This window comes from Sinomicrobium endophyticum, from assembly GCF_052983315.1.
The window spans coordinates 1-24,006 of record NZ_JBRKIS010000001.1; the positions used below are offsets into that span (position 1 = coordinate 1).

At 43.1% G+C, this 24,006-nt stretch carries 23 protein-coding genes; 12 read left to right on the forward strand and 11 right to left on the reverse strand.

Annotated features, from left to right (window positions below; genetic code table 11):
• Window positions 1-8 precede the first annotated feature (8 nt).
• The gene (locus ACVBDU_RS00005) at window positions 9-842 is read right to left on the reverse strand and encodes an IS5 family transposase (RefSeq protein ID WP_447177729.1); all 834 of its coding nucleotides are present in this window, start codon (window positions 840-842) and stop codon (window positions 9-11) included.
• 261 nt (window positions 843-1,103) lie between these two features.
• On the opposite strand from ACVBDU_RS00005, the gene ACVBDU_RS00010 reads away from it, so the two are divergent.
• A complete protein-coding gene (locus tag ACVBDU_RS00010) occupies window positions 1,104-1,550 on the forward strand; it encodes a cytochrome c oxidase assembly factor Coa1 family protein (protein WP_447177730.1) in 447 nt (148 codons plus the stop codon).
• Between the two features lie 339 nt (window positions 1,551-1,889).
• On the opposite strand, the gene ACVBDU_RS00015 is transcribed toward ACVBDU_RS00010, so the two are convergent.
• From ACVBDU_RS00015 to ACVBDU_RS00025, 3 genes are all read right to left on the reverse strand, one after another.
• Window positions 1,890-3,038, reverse strand: a complete 1,149-nt coding sequence (locus tag ACVBDU_RS00015) for an MFS transporter (RefSeq protein ID WP_447177731.1) — start codon at window positions 3,036-3,038, stop codon at window positions 1,890-1,892.
• A gap of 102 nt (window positions 3,039-3,140) precedes the next feature.
• Window positions 3,141-3,599: a DUF1569 domain-containing protein gene (locus ACVBDU_RS00020; protein ID WP_447177732.1), complete on the reverse strand. Its 459-nt coding sequence runs from the start codon at window positions 3,597-3,599 to the stop codon at window positions 3,141-3,143.
• 211 nt (window positions 3,600-3,810) lie between these two features.
• Window positions 3,811-4,608 (reverse strand): AraC family transcriptional regulator, encoded by a 798-nt coding sequence (locus ACVBDU_RS00025; RefSeq protein WP_447177733.1) that lies wholly within the window; start codon window positions 4,606-4,608, stop codon window positions 3,811-3,813.
• Between the two features lie 437 nt (window positions 4,609-5,045).
• Between ACVBDU_RS00025 and ACVBDU_RS00030 the strand changes: the two genes are divergently transcribed.
• From ACVBDU_RS00030 to ACVBDU_RS00060, 7 genes are all read left to right on the forward strand, one after another.
• A complete protein-coding gene (locus tag ACVBDU_RS00030; protein WP_447177734.1) occupies window positions 5,046-6,107 on the forward strand; it encodes a serine hydrolase domain-containing protein in 1,062 nt (353 codons plus the stop codon).
• A gap of 60 nt (window positions 6,108-6,167) precedes the next feature.
• Window positions 6,168-6,497, forward strand: a complete 330-nt coding sequence (locus ACVBDU_RS00035; protein ID WP_447177735.1) for a hypothetical protein — start codon at window positions 6,168-6,170, stop codon at window positions 6,495-6,497.
• Window positions 6,487-7,065 carry an RNA polymerase sigma factor gene (locus tag ACVBDU_RS00040; RefSeq protein ID WP_447177736.1) on the forward strand — a complete coding sequence of 193 codons (579 nt, stop codon included), beginning with the start codon at window positions 6,487-6,489 and terminating at the stop codon, window positions 7,063-7,065. Before ACVBDU_RS00035 ends, ACVBDU_RS00040 begins: the two co-directional genes overlap by 11 nt.
• Window positions 7,066-7,138: 73 nt before the next feature.
• Entirely contained in the window at window positions 7,139-7,486 is a 348-nt protein-coding gene (locus ACVBDU_RS00045; RefSeq protein WP_447177737.1) for a hypothetical protein, read from the forward strand.
• A 101-nt stretch (window positions 7,487-7,587) separates the two neighbouring features.
• Entirely contained in the window at window positions 7,588-9,042 is a 1,455-nt protein-coding gene (locus ACVBDU_RS00050) for an amidohydrolase family protein (RefSeq protein ID WP_447177738.1), read from the forward strand.
• A gap of 186 nt (window positions 9,043-9,228) precedes the next feature.
• Complete coding sequence (locus tag ACVBDU_RS00055; protein WP_447177739.1) at window positions 9,229-10,173, forward strand: polysaccharide deacetylase family protein; 945 nt, start codon at window positions 9,229-9,231, stop codon at window positions 10,171-10,173.
• A gap of 17 nt (window positions 10,174-10,190) precedes the next feature.
• Window positions 10,191-10,853 carry a class I SAM-dependent methyltransferase gene (locus tag ACVBDU_RS00060; protein WP_447177766.1) on the forward strand — a complete coding sequence of 221 codons (663 nt, stop codon included), beginning with the start codon at window positions 10,191-10,193 and terminating at the stop codon, window positions 10,851-10,853.
• Between the two features lie 38 nt (window positions 10,854-10,891).
• Here the strand turns inward: ACVBDU_RS00060 and ACVBDU_RS00065 are convergent, their stop codons facing one another.
• The 6 genes from ACVBDU_RS00065 to ACVBDU_RS00090 all read right to left on the reverse strand — a co-directional run bounded on the left by ACVBDU_RS00065 (window position 10,892) and on the right by ACVBDU_RS00090 (window position 19,724).
• Window positions 10,892-13,249 (reverse strand): FdhF/YdeP family oxidoreductase, encoded by a 2,358-nt coding sequence (locus tag ACVBDU_RS00065; RefSeq protein WP_447177740.1) that lies wholly within the window; start codon window positions 13,247-13,249, stop codon window positions 10,892-10,894.
• Window positions 13,250-13,259: 10 nt separating this feature from the next.
• The gene (locus tag ACVBDU_RS00070; RefSeq protein WP_447177741.1) at window positions 13,260-13,628 is read right to left on the reverse strand and encodes a DUF7009 family protein; all 369 of its coding nucleotides are present in this window, start codon (window positions 13,626-13,628) and stop codon (window positions 13,260-13,262) included.
• Between the two features lie 107 nt (window positions 13,629-13,735).
• The gene (gene fdhD, locus ACVBDU_RS00075; RefSeq protein WP_447177742.1) at window positions 13,736-14,602 is read right to left on the reverse strand and encodes a formate dehydrogenase accessory sulfurtransferase FdhD; all 867 of its coding nucleotides are present in this window, start codon (window positions 14,600-14,602) and stop codon (window positions 13,736-13,738) included.
• A 66-nt stretch (window positions 14,603-14,668) separates the two neighbouring features.
• Window positions 14,669-15,328, reverse strand: a complete 660-nt coding sequence (mobA, locus tag ACVBDU_RS00080) for a molybdenum cofactor guanylyltransferase (protein WP_447177743.1) — start codon at window positions 15,326-15,328, stop codon at window positions 14,669-14,671.
• A gap of 107 nt (window positions 15,329-15,435) precedes the next feature.
• A complete protein-coding gene (locus ACVBDU_RS00085; RefSeq protein WP_447177744.1) occupies window positions 15,436-15,603 on the reverse strand; it encodes a hypothetical protein in 168 nt (55 codons plus the stop codon).
• Between the two features lie 143 nt (window positions 15,604-15,746).
• Entirely contained in the window at window positions 15,747-19,724 is a 3,978-nt protein-coding gene (locus tag ACVBDU_RS00090; protein ID WP_447177745.1) for a hybrid sensor histidine kinase/response regulator transcription factor, read from the reverse strand.
• Between the two features lie 482 nt (window positions 19,725-20,206).
• On the opposite strand from ACVBDU_RS00090, the gene ACVBDU_RS00095 reads away from it, so the two are divergent.
• The 4 genes from ACVBDU_RS00095 (at window position 20,207) to ACVBDU_RS00110 (ending at window position 23,296) form a co-directional block, all read left to right on the forward strand.
• Window positions 20,207-20,506 carry a carboxypeptidase-like regulatory domain-containing protein gene (locus ACVBDU_RS00095; protein WP_447177746.1) on the forward strand — a complete coding sequence of 100 codons (300 nt, stop codon included), beginning with the start codon at window positions 20,207-20,209 and terminating at the stop codon, window positions 20,504-20,506.
• 66 nt (window positions 20,507-20,572) lie between these two features.
• Window positions 20,573-21,766 (forward strand): glycoside hydrolase 5 family protein, encoded by a 1,194-nt coding sequence (locus ACVBDU_RS00100; protein WP_447177747.1) that lies wholly within the window; start codon window positions 20,573-20,575, stop codon window positions 21,764-21,766.
• Between the two features lie 8 nt (window positions 21,767-21,774).
• Window positions 21,775-22,056 carry a hypothetical protein gene (locus tag ACVBDU_RS00105; RefSeq protein ID WP_447177748.1) on the forward strand — a complete coding sequence of 94 codons (282 nt, stop codon included), beginning with the start codon at window positions 21,775-21,777 and terminating at the stop codon, window positions 22,054-22,056.
• A gap of 208 nt (window positions 22,057-22,264) precedes the next feature.
• Window positions 22,265-23,296, forward strand: a complete 1,032-nt coding sequence (locus ACVBDU_RS00110) for a glycoside hydrolase family 43 protein (RefSeq protein WP_447177749.1) — start codon at window positions 22,265-22,267, stop codon at window positions 23,294-23,296.
• A gap of 154 nt (window positions 23,297-23,450) precedes the next feature.
• Here ACVBDU_RS00110 and tssD read toward each other — a convergent pair whose 3' ends face one another.
• On the reverse strand, window positions 23,451-23,837 hold the full coding sequence (tssD, locus tag ACVBDU_RS00115; protein ID WP_447177750.1) for a type VI secretion system tube protein TssD: 387 nt from the start codon (window positions 23,835-23,837) through the stop codon (window positions 23,451-23,453).
• Window positions 23,838-24,006 lie beyond the last annotated feature (169 nt).

Sequence of the window (24,006 nt, forward strand, 5' to 3'; positions counted from 1 at the left end):
GAATTCGTTTAAACTTTTTTCTTTTTGATGGGTTTGAACTTTTTCAAAGCTAACACAATAAAAGCAAGATAGTTAAACCCTGTCCAGCTTGCCACGGTGGTGTCAAACCTGTTTAGTAATGACCGGAAACTGTCCATCCAGGCATTGGTTCGCTCGATGGCATATCGCTGGTCATAAAGTTCTTTGTCAAAATAGTCATCTCTGTCCTTGTCACTGTTACGCCTGTTGAAACAGATATTGGCATTGATTTCCTTTTGGGCACAAGCCTGTCGGAAATCCTTGGAATCAAAGCCCGCATCAGCATTGAGGAACAACCCATCCACACGGAGGTCAGCATCTTCCAGAGTACCAGTGACTACTTCGAACTGCACCTCAATGTTATACAGGTCGTTATGATTGCCGGCAACAGGTTCAGACATAGCTAAAGGTAGTCCCTGCCTTTCGCTAAGGTATAGGGCATTGGTGGTTTTGCGCTTCTTACGGCCTTGGTATTCCACTTGTTCCCCGCCCCTGATGGCCGAGGTGTGACTGCCATCCAGGTCCACACTGGAAAGGTCAAGTTTTGATTTATGGCGGTTGAGGAAGCTCACCCAACAGTCTTTCCAAAAACCGCACAAGCACCATTTCCGGTAATGGTAGTAAACCGATTGCCAACTTAGCACTTTACTGTCAAAAAGGGCTTTTACAGGCACTTGATGCCACTGCACACCGGTCTTGAGCTTGTAGAGGATGGCGTTAACAATCTCAACCAATGGAACGGTCGGGGCAAATCCTCGATGAGTTTTAGGTATGTAAGGAACTATTTCCAATTCTATCGTATCTTTGTCAAGTACAGAGTACATAAAGGGTTGGTTTTGATAATTGTATGTTTCGCAACACAAATATCTTCAACCCTTTTTTATTTTTAAAAAAAGTTTAAACGAGTTCATAATAACGTTGTGAACTTCCGTATTAATATTTCTTTTCTATGGCTCAAAAATGCATAGATATTCTTATCTATTTCAATACCCCACGTAACAAAATCCATACATAATCGTCTTTCCCATAAAAGTTGGTAATAACAAAAAGTTTTTACCACATCACAACCCTAAGTCAAATAAAAAATGGATAACCAATTAATCGAACATAAAAGTTGGTGGAAACGAAACTGGAAATGGCTCGCACCGGCTTGCGGAATGGCTTTAATTGCAATTTATATTTTCTTCTCGTCCGGGGCATCCGGAGTTACCTCTGATATAGTACAAGCTTACAACGACACTGACCTTTATGAGAATGCGCTTAAAAAAGCAGCTTCAGATCCCAGGGTAAAAGATCTGTTAGGGGAAATGGAACCTATTGATAAAATGGCTATCATAGAAGGACAAGTTCAATACGGAAATAACAACAATACAGTACATTCCACCATACGGATAAACGGGTCCAAAGGTAAAGCCCGTATGGATATTTCGGCTAACAAGGTAAATAATGAGTGGAGTTATTCTAAAATAACCATCCGTATTAAAAATCCACCCGAAAAAAGACAAACTATTGAAATTAAAATGACTGAATAAAAAGCCATTTTCATGGATTCTTAAGTCTATACTTCCAAAAGATTACATAGGCAGACAGCTTTATCAGATCAAAAAATAAACAAAAATGAGCCGATTAAAAGATTTAATCGGCTCAACATCGAAAATCTATACCCTTAGTAAAAATTTGAGAAAATTATCAAAATATAGGATATTACTCGAAATTTTACTAAAGATGGAAATCATTAAATAGCCCTTTTCCCTCTCAAAACCGTACACCTTTACTTCTCCCCAAATAAATCGTCAAAAAAGGAAACTAAACGCTTACACCAAAATTACACCTCCTCTTCTCCAACGCTTGTAAATAAAAGAGGTGAAAAATCAGGTTTTTTCTTTTTCCCTGAAAAACAGTAATCTCAGGGAGAGCAAAAGAATAACAACAGCCAAAACCAACAAGAAGAAAAAACTCCCTTTTAGCCCTATGAGTTCCGAAATAAAGCCAATAATTGCGGGGCCTATTAACAACCCGGCAAATCCGATACTGGTAATAAAAGCCAAAGTCTTACTAACCGTGTATTTTTCGTATTTGCCCACGGAGCTGTAAAGTAGCGGTACTATAGGTGAAATACCGGAACCGATAAGTAAGAACCCCAATATTCCGACGGAGAGGTTTGAAGCCAGTAATGCAAAGACCAGGCCTGTGCCCGTAACCAGGCCGCAAAGTAACAGCGTGTTCGCAATCGGCCATTTGTTAATATATAAAGACGAAAGGAGCCTTGACCCTGCCATGGAGATCATAAAACTCGAATAGCCGGTTCCGACCAGGTTGCTTTTAACATTCAGGACATCTTTAAAATAAACACCGCTCCAGTCATACATGGCTCCCTCTATAAGCATAGAACAGAATGCTATTCCCGCCATTCGGAGGATAAAAGGATCGGCGCTCCATGTAAATGGTTGTTGGTCTTTGGCCGGATTACTATCCCGGACCAGATACAGAAAATTACCGGTGGACAGTACGAGACAGACGATTGAAATTACAATAAAATGAAGTGAAGGACCTATTTGGTTAGCAATTGCGATCGCTCCGATCGCAGCAGCCAGGAAAGCCGCAATACTCCAGAGCCCATGAAAAAAAGGCATGTAATTCCTGTGATCTTTTTTTTCCAGTAAAACGGCCTGAGTATTTACGGCTATGTTGAGCAAACTGGAATTTATACCAAAGACAAACAGGGCAGCTACTATTGCGGTAATGGATGTGGAAATACCGATTAAAATAAGGGACATACAGAAAAGAATCGTGGAAAATACAATAGTTTTTCTACTGCCTGCTTTTGCAATCAGCCAGCCGGAGACAAGAAGCGAAATGAAAATGCCTGCCGGAAGCGTAAAGAGAATAGCCCCCAACTGAAGATCGTTTAAATTCAACATATCCTGAAAGGTGGGAATTCGGGAAGGCCATGAAGCAAAGCCCAAACCAAATGAAAAGAAAACGGATGCTACTGCTATTTTTTTTCGGAGATCTTTCATTGTTAACATGGACGAAGAGAAAACGAACAGGCGAATTCAGCTATGGATTGCTGCGTTATCCTGAACATTTGTATTAAAAATTTCTATTGCAAATCACTTAAACTAACATCCGAACTGCCTCAGATGATGGTCCGTGTGTTTGTAAACAAAAATGCCGATTTGCTCTTCAGACATTTTACCGAAAAAGTCGTGGATAAACCGGGGGTTATTAAAGTGTGCGTACTCCGAAACAAGACCGGCCCATATTTTCTTCTGTTTTTCCACATCACCCTCTTTTTCCTTAATTATAAAACCTTTACCGGCAGGCATTCCCCTTTTTAATGGTTTGTCATTTTTAACATTGCTTTTCAAGGCCATTTTGCCGAATATCCTGCCCAAAAGATCCTGCTTGTACACCACATTGTTTTTACCTTGTATCCATTCGTCCCAGATGGTGCAGTGTCTGGTCATTTGATAGACGTTCATTTTACCCCATTGTGCTTTACTTTCCGGGGTTAAAGAATTAATCCGGCTTATTAATTCTCTGCGTACATCCGCCTGAAATACCGATTTCAAATTCATAAGATTATCCGTTTATTTAATAGAGAGATCCCTGTTTAAACAGGGAATAAGGGCCTGCTGCCCATTGGGAATTCTCATGCCTGTCGTTTAAATTTCTAAAACAAAAATAGGCAGGCCGTTTTTTTGAAAATTGGATAAATACGACATTATGAAGTTAGTCTCCGCGGGGCATCCCGATTGTTACCAGGAGGAATGTAAAACTTCCGGTGCGTTAAACCGGATTTTTACGGGTTTTATAAAAATACTCTTTTGGTGTTAACCCAGAAAATTCCTTGAAGTCCCTGATAAAGTGAGATTGGTCCGTATAACCTGCATCTAGGGCAATATGTGTTAATGTTTTCCCGGATTTCCCCTGTTGGGACAACGCATTTTGGAATCGGATAATACGTGAAAAGGTCTTAGGACTAAAGCCCGAGAACTGTTTGAAATTTCGTTGAAATTGTCTTACGGATAAAAAATTCTGTTGCGAAAGCGTATCTATTTCAACGATACCATTGGTTTTGATGATATAGTTAATAGTTTCAAAGATACCCGGGGAAACAGGTTTAACCTTACGTAACCTATCTTCCAGAAAACGGGATACGATGCTTACTCTGGATTCCAGGTCTTTAGCCGACATGATCTGTTCTTCCAGGCCATTCTCTTCCTTACCCAATAATGTTTTTAAATCCAGCATACTGTTTTTTAGTTCGGTAGCGGGAATAGAAAAGAGATAAGGAATGGTATAGGGATATAAATCAACACCAAAAATACCGAAGTTCCTGTCAATGGAATATCTTCTGAATTGTTGCGATGGTCCGTTGAATGCGGAAATAATGGATTTTTCGGCCCTATTGTCCGTAAATAATTCGTCGAATACACCATCGTAATGAAATACCAGTGCCGCCAAACCATCTGCCATTACCCGTTCCACAAAAGGCTCTGCCTTAGACGCATTACCTTCCAGTACCCAGTAACCGGATACATATTTTGAAAGTGATGCCGGAGGCTGTATAGAGATATATTTCAAACTACCGGGTTAAAAAAGCTGTAAAATCCCATTCTTAAATGCCTTTACCGCCACTCTTGGTTATGGTTTACTTTTGAGTTGTAAAGGTCACTTTTGCCCTGAGTGGCATTCCTGTCGGAGGATATAAAAATAACAAAATATTTCTTAGGAAAACCACAAGCCCCTTGGATTAAGGTGAGTTTTTATTCGCCTGTTATACTTCATGAGCCGATTATGTAGCCTAATCGGCTCAAACATCCGTGATTCGCATAATTATTTTCGCCTTTTCCATAAGATTTGTTGTGCAAACCATACATTCCTGTAACCTTTTTCAGAGTCGTCTTGTCCAATAGATGTGAATTCACCTGACAGCGTAAATAATTACATAAATTCAAAACAAGATGAATATTTTAAAAAGCTTACCTATATATAAAGCTATACGCATAGCTCTATGTTGTTTGACAATACTAAAAGCCGGTGCACAAAGCAAAGACATCACCACGTTAGATGGCAAAAGCGTGAAGAGTGTGGAACTTACATCGGGAATAAAAAGAATAATGGACCTTGAAAAAATTCCCGGCTTGTCCGTTGCCATAATCAATGGCAACGAAGTGGTGTATCAAGAAGCCCTGGGCGTGAGTAATAATGAGACCGGGATACCTGTAGACAAACAGAGTATTTTTGAAGGTGCGTCTCTTTCAAAACCGATTTTTGCCTACTTTGTACTGAAAATGGTAGAAAAAGGAAAAATAGACCTCGATAAACCACTTCATGAATATTTGCCACATCCGGGCATTGCACCGGAATCTCAAAAAGATGCCAAACTAATAACGGCGCGAATGGTACTCGCTCATCAGACGGGGTTTCCAAATCATGCCAATGATCAAACTATAAAGCTTGCATTTAAGCCCGGGACAGGTTTTATGTATTCCGGTGAGGCCTATCAATATCTGGCAGCCGTAATCGGGATGCAAAACGGTGTGGGATGGAAAGCGGATTTGAATGCAATTTTCCGGGATGAAGTTACAATCCCCTTACAGATGCCACATACCACTTTTGTCTGGGATGATTATCTCGCCGAACATAAAGTATACGGGCATGATAAAAAAGGGAATCCTACGGCAAATAGTCCGCAACCCGGGTATTGGGATGGCTCCACCTTTAACGCATATTCCAGTTTACACAGTGAGGCAGGTGAATACGCAAAATTTATCGTTGCCATGTTAACGCAAGAGGGGCTGCAACCGGAAAGTTTTGAGGAAATGCTGAAAGAGCAAACACGGTTCGAAGCAGATAATCCATTAAAACAAGAGGTGGGGCAAACCGGCTGGGGCCTGGGATTTGCACAAAAGCAGACGCCAAACCGGACGATGCACTTACACACCGGAAACAACCATGACTTCCAGGCCTACGCCATGTTTGTCCCCAAGCAAAAATACGGATTGGTCGTGTTTACAAACAGCGATAAAATGGTGCCTTTCCTGGAAAGCCTTTCCAAAATATTAGGCCCGCAGTTTTAATGGTATATGAAAAAAAGCATAATTTACCGGTATCTTTATCTTTAACACAAAACATACGACATGGAAAACTATCAAGACGCATTAGGGGCATTAATATTAATGACAGGAATAGTAGTCGTGGTATTTATTATCGCCAAATATACCTACCTGACCAAAAAAGCAATGATTCAAAAGGGTCTCGCATCCCCTGCTACTTCCGGAAAATTACAGTATATCGATCTGGGGTGTGTTATAGGCGGACTGGGGGGTGGCCTTATGGTTTCAACGATTTTTACAACAATGGAGCTTTCGGAAGACACGACAGACCTGTTGGTTTGGGGCACTATTTTAATTTGTGGTGCTATAGGATTGGTAGCTGCTCATTTTTTAAGAAGAAAATTTGACCGCTAACAATACAGATACGGACGTTGCGTTAATTAACAGGGTAAAGGAAGGCGATACACAGGCATTCAGGCAGTTGGTCGATAAGTATAAAGATGTATCCCTTTCTCTGGCATGCTCTGTTCTAAAAGACAAAGCAAAGGCCGAAGACGTGCTCCAAGAAGCTTTTATGAAAGTTTTTTATAAAGCCGGGGATTTCAAGCATAAGTCCGCCTTTTCAAGCTGGCTCTACCGTATTGTTATCAATACCTCATATAATGCATTGAAATCCCATAAAATCCACCTGGAATTAAATGAAATAAACCCAAATGAATCACTTACAGGTGAGGAAACCGCCATTCGGAATCTTAAAGAAAAAGACCAGAAGAAATACGTGATCCTGGCCTTAAACAGGCTAAAACCGGATGAGTCCCTTGTTTTAAGGCTTTTTTATCTGTGTGATCTTAATTTGAAAGAAGTTGCGGATATCACGGGCTTTAGTCCTTCAAAAATTAAAGTGGACCTGCACCGGGGAAGGAAGAACATGGAACAAGCCCTTAAAGGTTTATTGGGAAGCCAGTTAAATGATTTATTGTAAAAAAAGGGCGAAAGAAAAACAATCAATTTCAATGAACCGATTAACAGAAAAATCATCTATAAATTCAATATAAATGAAAGAAAGAATTGCCAGGGAGCTGGTACGAAAGAGCTCCGTAAATACTTCAGAAGATTTTACCGACAAATTACTGCTGAAAATCGAAGCGGAAAAAGCTTCCCCGTCTCTCACGAATTGGCCCGGTATACCATCGTTTCGTTATGCGGTATTAACTATTGCAGGAACCGGGATAGTTTCTCTTATTTTATTGTATTCGGGATTATTGCCGAAATTCACTTTGCTGGATTTTGAATTGCAGATAAACAAAACCCCATTCCTGGTTGTCTTACTATTGCTGCTTTTAACAGGCATAAACCATTTATTAAAACTTCAACATCTCACGACTAATCTTAAAAAGGATTGACAACTGAAAAGAATACACCAAACACCTCTCTGACAATCCACAAGCGAACATCCCCCTGTTTCAGACGTATATAAATTGCCAACCAACAACAATTAAATTTAATGAAAACCACCCTTTTATGTTATAGCTATTTTGCACTTGTGTTTTTTATAACAGGTTGCAAAAACAAACCGGAAACGGATCATTTGGCACATTCCGATCTTCAGGCTACCCGATACCAGGAAGAAAAGCTTTCGGACAGTCTTCTTTCCTATGTAAAATACCATACCGAAATAATGGCCTTAACCAATGCCACGATAATTGACGGCACGGGAAACTCAATAAAGGAAAATCAAACATTGGTTATCAACAACGGATATTTCCGGGCCATTGGTCCGGATGCGGAAATTGATATTCCCCGGGGAGCTACGGTTATAAACCTGGTGGGAAAAACCATTATTCCCGGAATTATCGGCATGCACAATCATTTGCATATTCCGGGGTTTCCTTTTGTTGGTAATGTGGCTTCAAAACTATACCTCGCTTCCGGGGTCACCACCATACAAACCTGCGGAGCAGCTTCTCCGGAACAGGAAATAGCACTGGCCAAACAAATAGTCCTGGGCTACCGGATCGGCCCTGATATTATTACAAGTGCACCCTTTATTACAGGAGAAGGAGGAAATCCTAATATGGTAATCCCCAGAAGTGAACAGCATATCCGGGATACCATGCAACACTGGATAAAACAAGGTGTCAAATGGTTTAAAGTCTATCGGAATACGGATCCTGATGATCTGAAAATCATTCTTGACGAAGCGCATAAAAACAATGGTAAGGTCAGGGGGCACTTATGTTCCATAGCATTCGAAGAGGCCACCAGGCTCGGAATAGACGGCATAGAACACGGATTGAACAGTACCAGCGATTTCAGAACTGGTAAAGATCCCGGTGTCTGCAATGGCGGCAGGGAATACATGGACGAACTGATTATTAACAGCCCCAAAGTAAGGAAGCTTCAGCAATTAATGATTGATAACCATGTGTTTTTAACGTCTACGATGTCCATATATGAAGCTAGCGTACCCAACAGGGCATATGCAGATGAAAGAACAATAAAGGCCATGTCCCTCTATTTAGTGGACCAATACAGGAACAGAAGAAAAAATTTCGATCGCAAAATAAATGATCTGACCCGGGAAAAAAGATTAAAAAAGATTATGCAGTTTGAATACCAGTTTTATAAAATGGGAGGGCTTTTGTGCAGTGGTGCAGATGCGGGTAGGCATGTTCTCCCGGGATATGGAGATCAAAGAAACTATCAACTTTTTACAGAAGCCGGGTTCTCCACGGAAGAAGCTGTTCAGATCATAACCGGCAATGGAGCCAGGGCATTGGAACGTACAGATATAGGAGCTGTTCAGGCAGGTAAAAGAGCCGATTTTGTCATTCTCAACGGGAACCTGGAAAAAGATGCTGCTGTCATTGAGAAAGTCGAAACGGTTTTTAAAAAAGGTATCGGGTACGATCCGGAAAAAATACTGGGACAGATCAACGGCAAATTCGGGACAGATTAAAAACATTCAAAACATACGGTTTGGTTATCCTGTCCCTTTTGTCAGCCGGGGCGGAAAGTATTTTTTCTTTACCAGTAATCAGGGCATTTACCGGGTAGATACAAGTATCATTGCAAAGATCAAGGACCGGGAATAACTAAAAGATACGGGCAGGTAACTTTTCTTCAAACGATTAAACTCAACGATATGAAATGCCATAAAGACATATTTAAAACAACAGCATGTTTAGTATTGATTATTAACCAGCTATCCTTTTCCCAGGAAAAATCGATCTCCATTACCATTGATGACGTTCCCAATACCTCAAAATACCTGGAAGATAATTTTAACCCGGTTTTACTGAATCTGCTGGATTCCCTGGATGTTCCGTTTACCATATTTATAAACGAAGACAAGGTTTATAAAACAGATTCGATCGGTCAAAACAAAGAACTGCTTCATGCGTGGATTAAAAATGACCTGGCCACTATAGGCAACCACACGTACAGTCATTCCAGGTATTCGGATGTCGGACCCGACAGTTTTGTTATTGATATAGAAAAGGGAGAAGATTTAACCCGGGCCTTTGCGAAAAAATACAACAAGGATTTAAGATACTTCAGGTTTCCTTTTAATGACCTGGGTAAAGATTCGGTTCAGCATGTGCAAATAAGCAATATATTAAAATCAAAAGGGTATGTGACAGCACCTTTTACAGTAGAAAGCTCCGATTGGATGTTCAACTATGTATATCAATACTACCTGGATAACGGGCAAGTGGAAAAAGCCGAAAAGATAGGTACGCGATATGTTGAAAAGACTATAGCGTTGATCAAATTTTACGAAGCAATGGCACAGGCAGTCTACAATCGCCAGGTAAAGCATATTTACTTATGTCACGACAATGCAATTAATGCAGACTATCTGCCTACGATACTGAACAGGGTAAAGCAGGAAGGTTATCATATCACAGGTTTTGAAGAATCTTTAACGGACCCCATTTATAAACAAAACGATACTTATTACAAAAAATGGGGAATCAGTTGGTTATACCGATGGATGGATACGCAGAAAGAACGAATCAAATGGATGAAAAAAGAACCTGATCTGTCTGAAATAGAGAAATTATACGAAGAAATATCAAAAAGGTAATTCATCCGAAAAACATGATGTGTGTTTTTTCAACATCGTTTAAAATGAAAAAAAGTTCCATATATAAAGCAGAAAAATTCTGGGACAGGGCCGCGAGCAGTTATGACCGGGAAGAGAAAAAGGATAAGGAAACATACCTGCAAATTACGGAAAAACTGAAAGGCTGTTTAAAGCCAACCGATATCATCCTGGATTTTGGCTGCGCAACAGGGATTATTTCCAATGAAATAGCAAGTTCCGTTAAAAAGGTCCATGCCATTGACATATCATCAAAAATGATAATAAATGCAAAAGCCAAAGCAGAAGCCCGTAAAATACACAATATTGAATATACTAAGGCGACCATTTTTGATAAAGGATTAAAGACAGGCACCTTCGATGTGGTCCTGGCTTCCTATATCCTGCATTTGGTAGAAGATACACAAATCGTTGTTCAAAGAATAAAAGAACTTTTAAAACCGGGTGGTTTGATAATATCCGTAACTCCCTGTATGGGAGAAAAGCCTGTTTTAAGCGGTTGCCTGTCAATGCTGGGAAGAATGGGATTTGTTCCCCGGATCAAATCCTTTGAGGTTACCGACCTGCAAGGATTGCTAACAGCTGAGGGTTTTGAAATACTTAAAAATGAGAAGTTACCTAAAACTTCCGATCAGTATTTCATTGTAGTCAGAAAATTATAAAATCTTCCTCATGTTTTATAGTTGCCCCCAACAACAACCTACACGGTAGTTCTAATATCCGGCCCCACATGCTTCCTCACCTTCAGCACCACCGATTTGCTGGTTGGCGTATTGCTCTTGTCCGCCACGGAATCTATAGGCACCAGTACGTTTGCTTCCGGGAAGTAGGTAGCACAGCATTGTTCCGGGATATCGTAGGCTACGACGATAAATTTCCGGGCTATACGCTCTTTCCCGCCGTGGAAGTTAAACAGGTCTACGACTTCGCGGTCTTTAAGATCAAATTTTTCAATATCCTTCCTGTTCATAAAAATGATCCTTCTTTCGTTATGAATACCTCGATAACGGTCCTGTAAACCATAGATGGTAGTATTGAACTGGTCGTGCGACCGGATCGTCATCATCAGTAATTCATCTTCTTCCAGGTAGACGGGAACCACATCGGCCACGTTGAATTTCGCTTTCAGGTTATCCGTGGGGAAACGCTTATCCCGGGCGCTGTTGGGCAGGTAAAATCCGCCCGGTTCACGTACCCTTTTGTTGTAATCCCCGAACCCGGGTATGGTTACCTCTATGGCATCGCGTATATGATCGTTGTGGGTGAGGAACTTATCCCAGTCTGCTTTTGACCTGGTTCCCAGGACTGCTTTGGCCATATGGCAAATAATAGCCGGTTCACTCTTCAGGTGTTCGCTCACGGGTTGAAGTTTTCCTTCGCTCATCTGTACCACGCCCATAGAATTTTCGCAGCTTACAAACTGTCGTTCGCCGTTGACCTGGTCAATATCGCTACGGCCGTAGGTTGGCAGGATAAGCGCTTCCTTACCCGTTACCAGGTGACTGCGGTTTAGTTTGGTGCTTACCTGTACGGTCAGCTTGCAACGGCGCAGGGCTTCGGCGGTATACTCCGTATCGGGAGTAGCGGACAGGAAATTTCCGCCCAGTCCCACAAACACTTTTACCCTGCCTTCGTGCATGGCCTTAATGGAATTGACCACATCAAGACCATGATGCTGCGGCGGGTGAAAGTCAAAATTCTTTTCTATGCTATCCAGTAATTCCTGCGAAGGCTGTTCGAAGATGCCCATGGTACGATCGCCCTGCACATTGCTATGCCCCCGCACCGGGCACGTCCCGGCCCCGGGTTTGCCTATACTACCTTTCAGCAAAAGCAGGTTGACGATCTCTTTAATGGAATCTACCGAGTTTTTATGCTGCGTAAGCCCCATGGCCCAGCAGGTAATGATCTTGCTCTTTTTGCACAGTATACCCGCTACCTCCCGGAGTTGCTCCATACCTATACCACAGGCTTCACTCAGCTCTTCCGGGTTATAGCCGTCAAGATTCCGGATAAACTCGTCATAACCGGAAGTGTGTTCCCGTATAAAATCGCGGTCAAAAACGGTTCCGGGGTGTTTTCTCTCCGCTTCGAGCATCAACTTCATCAGGGCTTTCATCAGCGGCAGGTCGCCATTGATCTTGACCTGGAGAAAAACATCGGTCAGCTTTTGCTTTATACCCAGCATCCCCCCTATTTCCTGGGGGTTGTTAAAGGCAATAAGTCCCGTTTCCGGTAACGGGTTGATAGATATGATAGTACAACCATTCCGTTTAGCTTTTTCCAGGGCACTCAACATCCGCGGGTGATTGGTCCCCGGGTTCTGCCCGGAAATGATAATGACCTCTGCCCGGTAAAAATCCTCCAGCGTCACCGAGCCTTTACCGATACCCAGGCTTTCGCCAAGCGCCACCCCGCTGCTTTCATGGCACATATTGGAGCAATCGGGCAGGTTGTTGGTTCCGTATTCGCGGGCAAACAGCTGGTAGAGAAAAGCCGCCTCATTACTGGCCCTGCCCGACGTATAGAAGGTAGCCTCATCCGGAGAGTCCAGTGCATTTAAGTGCCTGTTCATAACCTGAAAAGCTTCTTCCCAGGAGATAGGCTGGTAATGTGTTCCGTTTTCGGGTAAATACATGGGTTCCGCCAAACGCCCTTTTTTTCCGATGCGAAGATCATCGAGTTCCGATAATTCCACTATAGAATATCTGGCAAAAAAATCGGCATAAATTGCCTTGGTAGTTGCTTCCTCGGCTATGGCCTTGGCCCCGTTCTCGCAGTACTCTCCGATAGCACTCCTGTGTCCGTCCGGGTCGGGCCAGGCGCAACTGGGACAATCTATACCTCCCTTTTGGTTCAGGTTCAACAAGGCTTTCATGCCACGGGCAGGCCCCATTTCACCGAACACGTGTTTCATAGATGAAACCACCGCCGGAAATCCTACAGCCACATCTTTAGGCCTGGTTACTTTAAGATTTTCAAAAGTCTCCGGGTTTTCCGGGTTGGCCTGTGTCCTCTTGGCTTCCTTACCGGCTGGTGATTCTTCCCGATGTTCCATAAGACTTTTTTTAACAGGTTTTATTCGGATTGATATACATATCGCTTTGGTCTTCCAATGTCCGGTCCAGGCACTGAAAGTCTTTTTCCACCAGGAGAAATAAACGGTTTTCTCCGTCGGTCCGCAGATTGTTTTCGTAACCCACCTTATCGGTTTCAAACAAGACCGTTACATATTCCGCAGGGATAAAAACCGTAACGGTATTGTTTTCAAAATTCGCCGCAAGATCTTCAATATCCTGTTTGCGCTCTAACCGGTAACGGAAAACACCTGATCCGAACCTGGTTTGTTCTTCTATAAATCCCCGGTTTTCCAGATCGGAAATTTCGGTCTTCGTCAGGCGCAACCGCACACTGTCCCCTTTAATTCGTATTTTCATCTCTGTACAAAAATTTGTAAGTTATTGATTTGGCTTGTTTATATTATCCCGAAAGCTTCCGGGAAGTATGATTTTTTTGTTCCATGCCCATTATGGACTTTCCCGATTTAGGATGTTGTCATACTATGTAAAATCCGTCCGGTATCGTGATAAATATTATAGTGGTCTTCTCGCAGAAAACCGACAAGGCTGATGTTAAACCGCTTTGCCGTTTCTACCGCCAGGCTACTGGGAGCCCCTACGGCACAGACTACGGGAATACCCGCCATAGCCGCTTTTTGAAGGAGTTCGAAACTAGCTCTGCCACTTAAGAGCAAAGCACAAGCGCTCAGGTTTACACCTTGTTTCTGACCAAACACAGCAGCCCCGATCAATTTATCCAGGGCATTGTGCCTGCCGACATCTTCCCGCAAAAGCAATAATTCTCCCCGGTCAGTGAACAAAGCCGCGGCATGGATTCCCCCGGTGAACTTAAATGCGCTTTGTTCTCCGCGCAATTTGCCGGGTAATTGCAATACCTGTTCCGGGGTTATGATAAAATGTGAAGGCTGTTGTACAGGACAAAGAAGATGTATTTGTTCTATGCTTTCCTTGCCACAGATACCGCAACTGCTGGTCGTATAAAAATTGCGTTGCAATTGTTGTAAATCCACCTGCACATCTTCCCTGAGATACACCCGGACTATGTTCTCGGGATGCTCTGCCCGGTTCTGATCGGTGCAATAACGTACCGCTTTCACCTGGTCCGGATGCCGGATGATCCCCTCGGTAAACAAAAAGCCCAGCGCCAGTTCAAAATCGTTGCCGGGAGTACGCATGGTAACAGCTATGTTTTTGGATGTCCTGGCGGATGCACTTCCGTGATCCAGCCGGATCTCCATCGGTTCTTCTACGGCAAGCAGGTCGTCCTGCTCCTGTAATTCTCCATCCCGAAACCGCTTAATTTTTGAAAAAGAAACACTTGTTTTTTTCATTGTGCTCAATCTTACCGGTAAATTACAAAAAAACTGTGAATACACAGTTCCTTTATCCCGGGCAGATCAGCCTTGGATAAACGCATTAAAATCCTCCGGTGTATCGTAACTTTTCAGTGCCTGCGGATTTGCAGCCGTAACTTTTTTCATCTTTTTTCCTTCCAGGAATCTGCGCAGTGACTTCCCTCCGTCCCGGTAAAAAAGATGCAGATCCTGTAAGCAACCTGCTTCGTAGATGGTAATCAGCGGTTCGGCGATACGGCTTTCGGGGTGATAGAAACAAACCGCATCGTATTCCGGGGAACGTTCTTTGTACAACTGTTCCATATCGCCCCGGGCAAGTGCCGGGTAATCGCAGCCAAGTACAAAAAAGGATTTCCCGGGGAAATGTCGTATGGCAGTAAGCACCCCGCTCAGAGGGCCGCAACCGGTATAATCAGCTTCATCGGGGAGAAGCGTCCTGTTTTTTATATATTTTTCAGGAAGTGCAGTATTGGAAGAGATCACCACCCGGTCGCAAAATACATCGAGCAGTTGAGCGACGTGAGCAAACTGGGGTTGATCATGGTACCGCAACAAAGCCTTGTTCCTCCCCATCCTGCTACTTTCCCCGCCACCGAGTACCAACCCGTAAAGCGGGGCCAGGGTATTAGTATCTTTCCGGGAATAATCGTCTTTCTCCCGGTATAAGGGAACGGTTAGTATGTAAATCCGGTTACTTCTCATACAAACTGGTAATCTGTGAACCAAGATAAGGGAAAAAATACGGAAATCACCCTGCCTGCCGGCATGAAATACAACAAAGGCAAGGCTAAGAAGGTTGCACTTCCCTCTCAGGAATAAAAAACAGCGAGGATGATAAGTACAAGACTTACAATAATGGCCAGGATACACCCTATCCCCGTACCCAGTGCCTTGATATCTTCCTGTTTCCTTCGAATCTTTTCCCGCTCCCCGATGGGTAGTTTTTCCAGTTTAGCTCTCCCTGTTTCTTTCTTCATATAAACGAAAACAGCAAAGATGACCAGGACAATGATACCCGGCACTCCCCAATGATCATAACCGAATCTGGCTTTGGATAATATGTCGTGTAATATTTCTATCTCCGTTATTTTTCAGGTTACGATCGGGATATACAGATACACTAACGAAGAAAATCCTGTTTCTCGTCTTTGTCCGTCCCCTGGTGTACATATTCCGTGGGGGTCATGCCGAAATGTTTATGAAAGTTCCTGCCAAAACTTGTCTGGGATTTGTACCCGACATTTTCCGAGATCTCATAGATCTTCATATCGGTGGTCTTCAATAACCCGGCGGCTTTTTTAAGCCTGCTTATATTGATGAGTTCGTATGGCGACAGGTTAGATACTTCTTTTATTTTCCGGTACAATGTGGATCGGCTCATATGCATGTTTTCCGCCAGCAAATCTATATTGAGATCCGGATCTTTCAGGTTTTTATCTATGACCTTGTCAAGTTTGGATATAAAAGTTTTATCCATATTAGAAGTAGCCAGCGACTTCAGGTGAGCCAGGGGCGAACTGGAGTAATGGCCCAGTATGGTTTTACGGTTTTTCAGCAAATTGGATATCTGCACTTTCAGGTGGTTCATAGAAAAAGGTTTGGATATATAGGCATCCGCGCCGGATTCCAACCCTTCTATTTTGGCATTCAAAGCACTTTTGGCCGTAAGCAGTATCACCGGGATATGGCTGGTTTCCGTATTATCTTTTATAAGACGGCACAACTCCACTCCGTCCGATATGGGCATCATCACATCACTGATGACCAGCTGCACCTCGTAATCCGTTATCATCTTCCAGGCTTCTCTTCCGTTCACGGCAAGGATCACATTATAGGTTTCGGACAATTCGCCGTAAATAAAACCGGCCAGTTCCTTATTGTCTTCCGCTATCAGAATAAGAGGAAGCTGCCTGTTCAGATTGGGTTGCTGTGCTTTTGTATCCCGATTTCCGGATTTCTCATGGTCTGCTATCCATGTTTTAAATTCTTCGTCCTGGTGAACAGGTATTCTGAGAATAAATGCGTTTACCGATTGCTTTTGTTCGTCGATATAAAGGCTTCCATTGTGCAGTTCGGCCAGGGAATGTGCCAGGGAAAGGCCTATCCCCGTCCCGGTATTTTCGGCCTCCCCCGGAAGCCGGAAAAACGGTTCGAAAATACGCTTCTTCAAATGAACAGGTATTACGGGCCCGTCGTTTTCTATTTCAATGCTGAATTCCGTTTCACCCTGTTTCAGACATACCCGAACCCGGCTTTTCGAATATTTTATGGCATTGGAAAACAGGTTGCTGAGTATTTTCTTTATTGCCCCTTCATCTACAAAAGCATAGATGTCATTATCATCTTTCAGCAGGTCAAACCGCAGGCTCTTTTCCTGGATAAGCTGGCTGAACCGTATATAGGTTTCTTCAAGGAGCTCACTGATATTCACCTCTACAAAACTCAGTTTTACATGCTTCATTTCCGTTTTCCGGAAATCCAGCAACTCGTTTACAAGGTTTAACAACCTGGACGTATTTTTTTCCATTATCCCCAGGTTTTTGGGTATTTCGGGTGATTTGTAGTTTCCTTTGAGCAATTTTTCCAGCGGACCGGTAATAAGTGTCAGGGGAGTACGGATCTCGTGGGCTATATTCGTAAAAAACTCGATCTTAGCCTGGTAGATTTCCCTCTCCTTTTCATTTTCCAGCTGGCGGATCTTCCGGTTGTTCTTGCTTTTCGTATACTGGTGATAATACCGCAAGAGCGCATAAAAAGCGAGCAAAAGTATCAGGGTGTAAATGGCGTATGCCGTGTTACTGGCCAGGAAAGAAGGCAATACTTTTATTTCCAGCACATTGTTCTCTTCCCCCCATACCCCGTGGTTGTTCACGGCTTTTACCTTAAACCTGTAATCGCCCGGTGGCAGTTCGGTAAAACTTATTTCGTGATTTTTGTCCAGTGCAATCCAGTCGTCATTCAACCCTTCGAGTTTATACCAGTACCGGGTCATCTCCGGGGCGGTATAACTCAGGGAAGCAAATTCCAGGCTAAAGGTAGATTGCTTGTTATCGAGTGTGATATGATTGGAATACGAAATAGATTTTTCCAGGGGAGACCCCTCCTCTCCCACCCGTACCTCTTTATTATTTATGCGAATATTGGTAATATATACCGGGGGATGGGAATTGTCCGGAAGAAAAGTGTCCGGGTTAAAACGAATCATACCATTGACCCCTCCGAAATACATCTCCCCGTTCTCATCTTTGAAAGCAGAACTGTAGTTAAACTGATCACTCAACAAGCCATTGGATTTGGTATATATCTTTAGCTTTTCTGTTTCCGGGGTAAATTCTACCAGGCCTTTGGAAGTACTTATCCAAAGGTTTTTATTTTCATCTTCGAGAATAGAATAGGTGACATTGGTGGGAAAACCGTCTTTTTTGGTAAACCTGCGAAAATCGTTCGTCTCTTCACGCAAAAGGTTAAGCCCGTTTTCGGTAGTCACCCAGAGGCGGTTTTCGGAATCTTCAAAAATACCGTTTACTACATTAGAACTCAAACTGTTCGGATTACCGGGGTCGTACCTGAAAAACCCCTTGTCTTTTGTCTTCGGGTCGAAGTAAAACAGCCCGTCCCAGTAAGTCCCGGCCCAGAATACCCCGTTATGGTCTTCGGCAAAACAGGTATAATGATACACTTCCGGAAAGCCTTGTAGAACTTCGAACGAATCCTTTTCCGGAAGGTACCGGTGGATGCCGGAAGAGGTAAGGACATAAATATCCTTGTTCCTGCTTTGATAAATAAAAAATATAAAATCGCTTCGCAGATGCCCTTCGTCATCGCCGGAACCAAAATGTTTGATGATCTTTCCGGACGGTATATCCATGATATCCAGTCCGTGTTCGAAGGTACCGATCCAGAGTTTATCCCCTACGGGCAATAATCCGTGAATATTATAATTGGACAGGGGCCCTTTCTCTCCCACGGAAGAATAGTTGATAAATTTCCCGGTTTCCGGGTCAAAACGATTAAGCCCTGCGTCCTCGGTCCCTATCCACAAATGCCCGAAACGGTCTTTTTTGATCTCCCGTACCGCGTTACCGCTTATCGAATTTTCACCGACCTTGGGAAAATAGCGCTGCATGGGAGTGTATTGCCTGGGGTAATAATTGATGCCGCCGAAATAAGTACCTATCCAAATGCCCTCTTCCCTGTCCAGCACCAGTTCATATATAGCATTGTCCGATAAAGAATACGGATTGTTATAATTCTTCCGGAGATTCTGATAGGTACGATCTCTGAGATTGTAAATATAAACACCCGATTCACTGGCAATCCATAATTCTTCATCTCCCTTTTTGAGAAAATCCCTTACATACAGGGGGTTTTCACTATCTTTCAGCAGGCTTATCAACCGTTTTTCCGATTCTTTATAAAGAAAAGCGCCCCGGTTCTTTGTACCTATCCACAGGGAATCTTTGCCCCCGGAAGAAAGTGCGGTGATCATCAATTCTCCTCTTCCTCCGTCCGAATCGGACAGGTCTATTATGCGAAAAGAATTATTGTCAGGAACAAAGCGGTATAATTTCTCCGATGAGGAAACCGATACTTCTCCGGACGCATTACATGTAACAAACGAAGCGTAAAAACGGTTGAACTTCTCTTCCTCTCCCGTAGCCATATCCAGTTTATACAGGTTACCGGCCACAATAAACCAAAGGTTCCCGTTTACATCTCCTTCGATATCGAGTATAGGTTGGTTTTTGGTACTCTCAATCAATACAAACGATTCGGTTTTCTCGTCATAACGAAACAATCCCGTATCCGTGCCTACCCAGATGTAGTTATCATACTCGTGCAGGCACCGTATAAAATTGCTGCCTATACTCTTTTCGTCGCCCGGTTGATGCTGAAATAATTTGAAGTTATACCCGTCGTAACGATTCAGCCCGTCTTTAGTGCCAAACCATAAGAATCCCCGTTTGTCCTGTAACATGCAGATCACCGAGTTATGCGAAAGCCCCTCCTCTACTTTTAGTTTATTGAAAGCATAAGTCTGGGCCCGCAAATCCATTGCGAGAAAACAACATATCAAAAACAAATAAAGCATCCTCATATCTCTACAAATCAATTCATTTCACCGCAAATATCCCTATACAAATCATCTCATTTTTCTTCAAATCATTTCAAACTACAGCGTTTCCGGGAATTATCGGAAAATTGAACTCTTTTGAATAAAAATTGGGACGGCTCCCCGGCCGATTTTCGAAATAAAATAATCTACTTTGAAAAAGTTAATTTACTAAAATCACGGCGGTCTTTTTTAATAATCACTAAAATAAACACTAAAATTTCAACCAAATAACAATTGTGTAAATTTTGTTCTGTTTCAAAAATTTAAGGATCAAAACATTACTTCTACAAATTGTTTCACTAAAACCAAAACTTTAAAAAAATTCAAAATGAAATTCTATGAAATGCCCATGAACCAGTTCGGCAAACCTCCCGAAAGCTTTCGGGACGAAAATGATCATTAGGGCATTCCACCTGCCTGCCCGCAGGCAGGTCTGACTGTTAAACAACAATAAATATGAACAGGTGAAAGCTATTCTAACACATCTTTCCGGGTTTAAATACCTGTTATTACTCCCCGTGTTATTGCTTTCACAGCATATGCTTGCACAGAATGCCGTGGAAGTTTCGGGAAGTGTGACCTCAGCAAAAGGGGAACCTGTTCCATTTGCCAATATAGTGGTTAAAGGAACAAATACGGGGACATTGCCAGACTTTGATGGTAATTTCACCATTGCTGTTGGCCCGGATAGGGACATCCGCCTGCCTATACCCCAGGTGGAAGTGGAAAACAATCCCAACCTCGAACAAAATCCCGGATATTGATTTACTAACCCGTCCTGAAAAAATACAACAGTAACATCAGGGCTATATATATTATATACAATGAAGATGATCTCAAACAGTAAAACCTACAGGCTTTGGATATCGGCCATAGTATTAACCGCTTTTATAAGCTGTAAGAATAAAGAAAACAATACCCGGGAACAGGAAATACCCGAACCGGAAACAAAAACGGAAATTATGGCCCGTGCCATCTGGTCCGAAGAACAGGCCAACCAATGGTATGCGGAACAACCCTGGCTTGTAGGGGCTAATTTTAATCCCAGTACTTCCATCAACCAGCTTGAAATGTGGCAGGAAGACACCTTCGACCCGGAAACCATAGACAAGGAACTCGGGTGGGCGGAATCCATCGGGATGAATACCATGCGTGTATATCTGCACGATCTGCTTCACAAACAAGATAAAGAAGGATTTTATTACCGTATAGACGAGTACCTCGGCATTGCCGATAAACACCATATCCGCACCCTGTTCGTTTTGTTCGATTCCTGCTGGGACCCCTTCCCGGAAACCGGGAAACAACGGGAGCCCAAACCACACGTACACAACTCCGGATGGGTACAGAGCCCGGGACAGAAAGTCCTGCAGGACAGCAGCGAGTACGGGAGGCTGGAAAAATATGTCAAAGAAACCGTAAGCAGATTTAAGGACGATAAGCGCATATTAGGATGGGACGTATGGAACGAGCCCGATAACATGACAGGGCCTTCTTATGAAAAAGTAGAAATCCCTAATAAAGCAGACCTTGTCCTGCCATTACTGGAAAAGGTATTTGTCTGGGCACGGGAAGCCAACCCCAGCCAGCCGCTTACTTCCGGGGTATGGACAGGGGACTGGGATTCCCATAACCAAATGAAACCTATGCACAAACTACAAGTGGAACAATCGGATATCATAACCTTTCACAATTACGACCACCCGGAGGACCTGGAGAAAAAAATAAAACAATTACAGCGGTACGGTCGGCCTATGTTGTGTACCGAATACATGGCAAGGCCTAACGGTAGTACTTTCGAAGGCTTTCTGCCCATTGCACGGAAATACAATGTAGGGATGTATAACTGGGGACTTGTAGACGGAAAATCACAGACCAAATACCCGTGGGACAGCTGGACAAAACAGTACACCGCCGAACCGAAACTCTGGTTCCACGAGGTTTTTCACACGGACGGAAGACCATACAAAAAAACAGAAACCGAACTCATATCCAGGCTGACGACAGAAGCTAACGCCCGATAAACACAACCATGAGACGAACCGTTCGCATAGTATATCTCTTACCAGCCTTATTCTTTTTTTATATCTGTAACGCCCAGCAACCCGATCCGCCGGGACAGGTTACCCAAAGAGAAAAAGCCGCTAACGAAGCATATCTCTTCGCACATATGACACACGAAGACTACGGCCGCCTGTACTATACGGTGAGTCTGAACGGACTTTACTGGCATACCCTGAACCGGGGAAAAACGGAAAAATATGGTACCTTTATTATGAACAATACCCCGGGGTATCTTATGGTCTATCCATAGCCGATAACCTCAACGGCCCCTGGTACCAGGCTTCCGGGTATACTTTTTTCAGTGATTGGGACAAATACACCCTCCCGGCCAAAGTGAGACATGGCTGTATGATCACCATCTCCCGAAAGGAGTACGATCTGCTGGTAAACAAATTCGAATAGAAAGAAATTAAAAGTAAAGCCGGGACCCGGTTTTAAAAAAAACGATCAAAATCAACATGAAAAAGAAGATAACACTTGTAATATTACTTATGTATGGCAGTCTCCTCTTCGGGCAGCAAAAAACATTTATCAATCCCCTGCTGCCTTCGGGGGCAGATCCGTACAGTACCTACCACAACGGATATTACTATTATACCCACACCACGGGAAACAAACTTGTGCTTTGGAAAACCAAAAACCTTGCCGATCTTAAAAATGCGGAAAGCAAACTGATCTGGACACCCCCGGAAGGCACCCCCTATTCCAAAGAGATATGGGCTCCCGAATTTCACATCATAGACGGCAAGTGGTACGTATATTTTGCCGCTGACGACGGGGACAATAACAATCACCGGATGTATGTACTGGAAAACACCTCCGAAGACCCTTTTAGGGGAACATGGGAATTTAAAGGCAAAATAGCGGCATGGCCGGATCGCTGGGCTATTGACGGTAATGTTTTTACGTATAAAGACGAACTGTACATGATCTGGTCCGGCTGGGAAGGCCTTACCAATCATCAGCAAAACATTTACATCGCCAAAATGAAAAATCCCTGGACTATCGACGGGCAACGGGTGTTGATAGCCGAACCCACCTATGCCTGGGAAAAACAAGGTGACCTGCAGGACGAGACAAATCCTCCGCATGTAAATGTTAACGAAGGCCCCCAATACCTGGAACACAACGGCAATATATTTATCGTTTTCTCCGCCAGCGGATGCTGGACCGATTATTATACCCTGGGACTCTTAAAACTGGAAGGCGAAGACATTCTGAACCCGGCCTCCTGGACCAAGCACCCCGAACCCGTTTTCAGCAGGTCCGAAGCTAATGGCGTTTATGCGCCCGGACATAATTCCTTTTTCAAATCGCCCGACGGTACGGAAGACTGGATATTGTACCACGCTAATTCCAATCCCGGGGAAGGCTGCGGAAAAAAACGTTCGCCCAGGATGCAAAAAATACAGTGGAACACCGATAGCTCCCCAAACCTGGGTACACCGGTTCCGGAAAATGAACGTTTAGCTATACCTTCCGAAAATTGAATAACGTCAGAAACCGTTATTTTCAGGACAGGCGGTTACGGATAGGCTCCGAAGGGAGAAAATACAATTAATAAAAGGGGGAGGCTACCGCCATCCCCCTTGGCAATATTTGATTTGCTCGTTTATATTAATAAATTAAAAGAATGGTGGATACTTAAACCCATTCATTGGTATGATTACCTCCGCCGCAGTCGAGCATCCTGCAGGATACGGTAAAGGTTTCCGTAAGAGGATTGTCTCCTGATGCGTCAAAGTTTTCCTTGTACTTCACCAGATAACCTTCCGTGAAATTTACCTCTTTCAGTTTGGCATCGGTGTCGCGTTTCAGATAAGTAATAGTTCCGTTTTTACGTTCGAAATTATTGGTCATCCATTCGAAGAAAAAAGAATCTCCCGTGGATTCTACCGTGAAATAAACTCTTCCTCCCCGGGTTACGGATGAAGGACGTCCTGTGGCATCTACTTCCTGTGCCAGATCGTAGTTAACGTTCAAGATATTCACTTTCTTGCCGCCAACAGATAATGTTGCTTTAAATGACATAATACTTAAAAATTAAGGTTAAATAAATAAAAATACCAAATCAAATATTGAATAAATAGAGTATGCAATATATTAAAATTTAGCATTTTAAGCAACACTTCATATAAAAACACCGGTTTTCAGGGATTTATGAGAGGCATCGTACCCATGCCCTTTACATATAAATACC

Bases quoted from the DNA above. Each gene is read 5' to 3' on its own strand.
- ACVBDU_RS00005 (WP_447177729.1), bottom strand. From the start codon at position 842: ATGTACTCTGTACTTGACAAAGATACGATAGAATTGGAAATAGTTCCT.
- ACVBDU_RS00010 (WP_447177730.1), top strand. From the start codon at position 1,104: ATGGATAACCAATTAATCGAACATAAAAGTTGGTGGAAACGAAACTGG.
- ACVBDU_RS00015 (WP_447177731.1), bottom strand. From the start codon at position 3,038: ATGAAAGATCTCCGAAAAAAAATAGCAGTAGCATCCGTTTTCTTTTCA.
- ACVBDU_RS00020 (WP_447177732.1), bottom strand. From the start codon at position 3,599: ATGAATTTGAAATCGGTATTTCAGGCGGATGTACGCAGAGAATTAATA.
- ACVBDU_RS00035 (WP_447177735.1), top strand. From the start codon at position 6,168: ATGGAAAACTATCAAGACGCATTAGGGGCATTAATATTAATGACAGGA.
- ACVBDU_RS00045 (WP_447177737.1), top strand. From the start codon at position 7,139: ATGAAAGAAAGAATTGCCAGGGAGCTGGTACGAAAGAGCTCCGTAAAT.
- ACVBDU_RS00050 (WP_447177738.1), top strand. From the start codon at position 7,588: ATGAAAACCACCCTTTTATGTTATAGCTATTTTGCACTTGTGTTTTTT.
- ACVBDU_RS00055 (WP_447177739.1), top strand. From the start codon at position 9,229: ATGAAATGCCATAAAGACATATTTAAAACAACAGCATGTTTAGTATTG.
- ACVBDU_RS00060 (WP_447177766.1), top strand. From the start codon at position 10,191: ATGTGTGTTTTTTCAACATCGTTTAAAATGAAAAAAAGTTCCATATAT.
- ACVBDU_RS00065 (WP_447177740.1), bottom strand. From the start codon at position 13,249: ATGGAACATCGGGAAGAATCACCAGCCGGTAAGGAAGCCAAGAGGACA.
- ACVBDU_RS00070 (WP_447177741.1), bottom strand. From the start codon at position 13,628: ATGAAAATACGAATTAAAGGGGACAGTGTGCGGTTGCGCCTGACGAAG.
- fdhD (WP_447177742.1), bottom strand. From the start codon at position 14,602: ATGAAAAAAACAAGTGTTTCTTTTTCAAAAATTAAGCGGTTTCGGGAT.
- mobA (WP_447177743.1), bottom strand. From the start codon at position 15,328: ATGAGAAGTAACCGGATTTACATACTAACCGTTCCCTTATACCGGGAG.
- ACVBDU_RS00085 (WP_447177744.1), bottom strand. From the start codon at position 15,603: ATGAAGAAAGAAACAGGGAGAGCTAAACTGGAAAAACTACCCATCGGG.
- ACVBDU_RS00090 (WP_447177745.1), bottom strand. From the start codon at position 19,724: ATGAGGATGCTTTATTTGTTTTTGATATGTTGTTTTCTCGCAATGGAT.
- ACVBDU_RS00100 (WP_447177747.1), top strand. From the start codon at position 20,573: ATGATCTCAAACAGTAAAACCTACAGGCTTTGGATATCGGCCATAGTA.
- ACVBDU_RS00105 (WP_447177748.1), top strand. From the start codon at position 21,775: ATGAGACGAACCGTTCGCATAGTATATCTCTTACCAGCCTTATTCTTT.
- ACVBDU_RS00110 (WP_447177749.1), top strand. From the start codon at position 22,265: ATGAAAAAGAAGATAACACTTGTAATATTACTTATGTATGGCAGTCTC.
- tssD (WP_447177750.1), bottom strand. From the start codon at position 23,837: ATGTCATTTAAAGCAACATTATCTGTTGGCGGCAAGAAAGTGAATATC.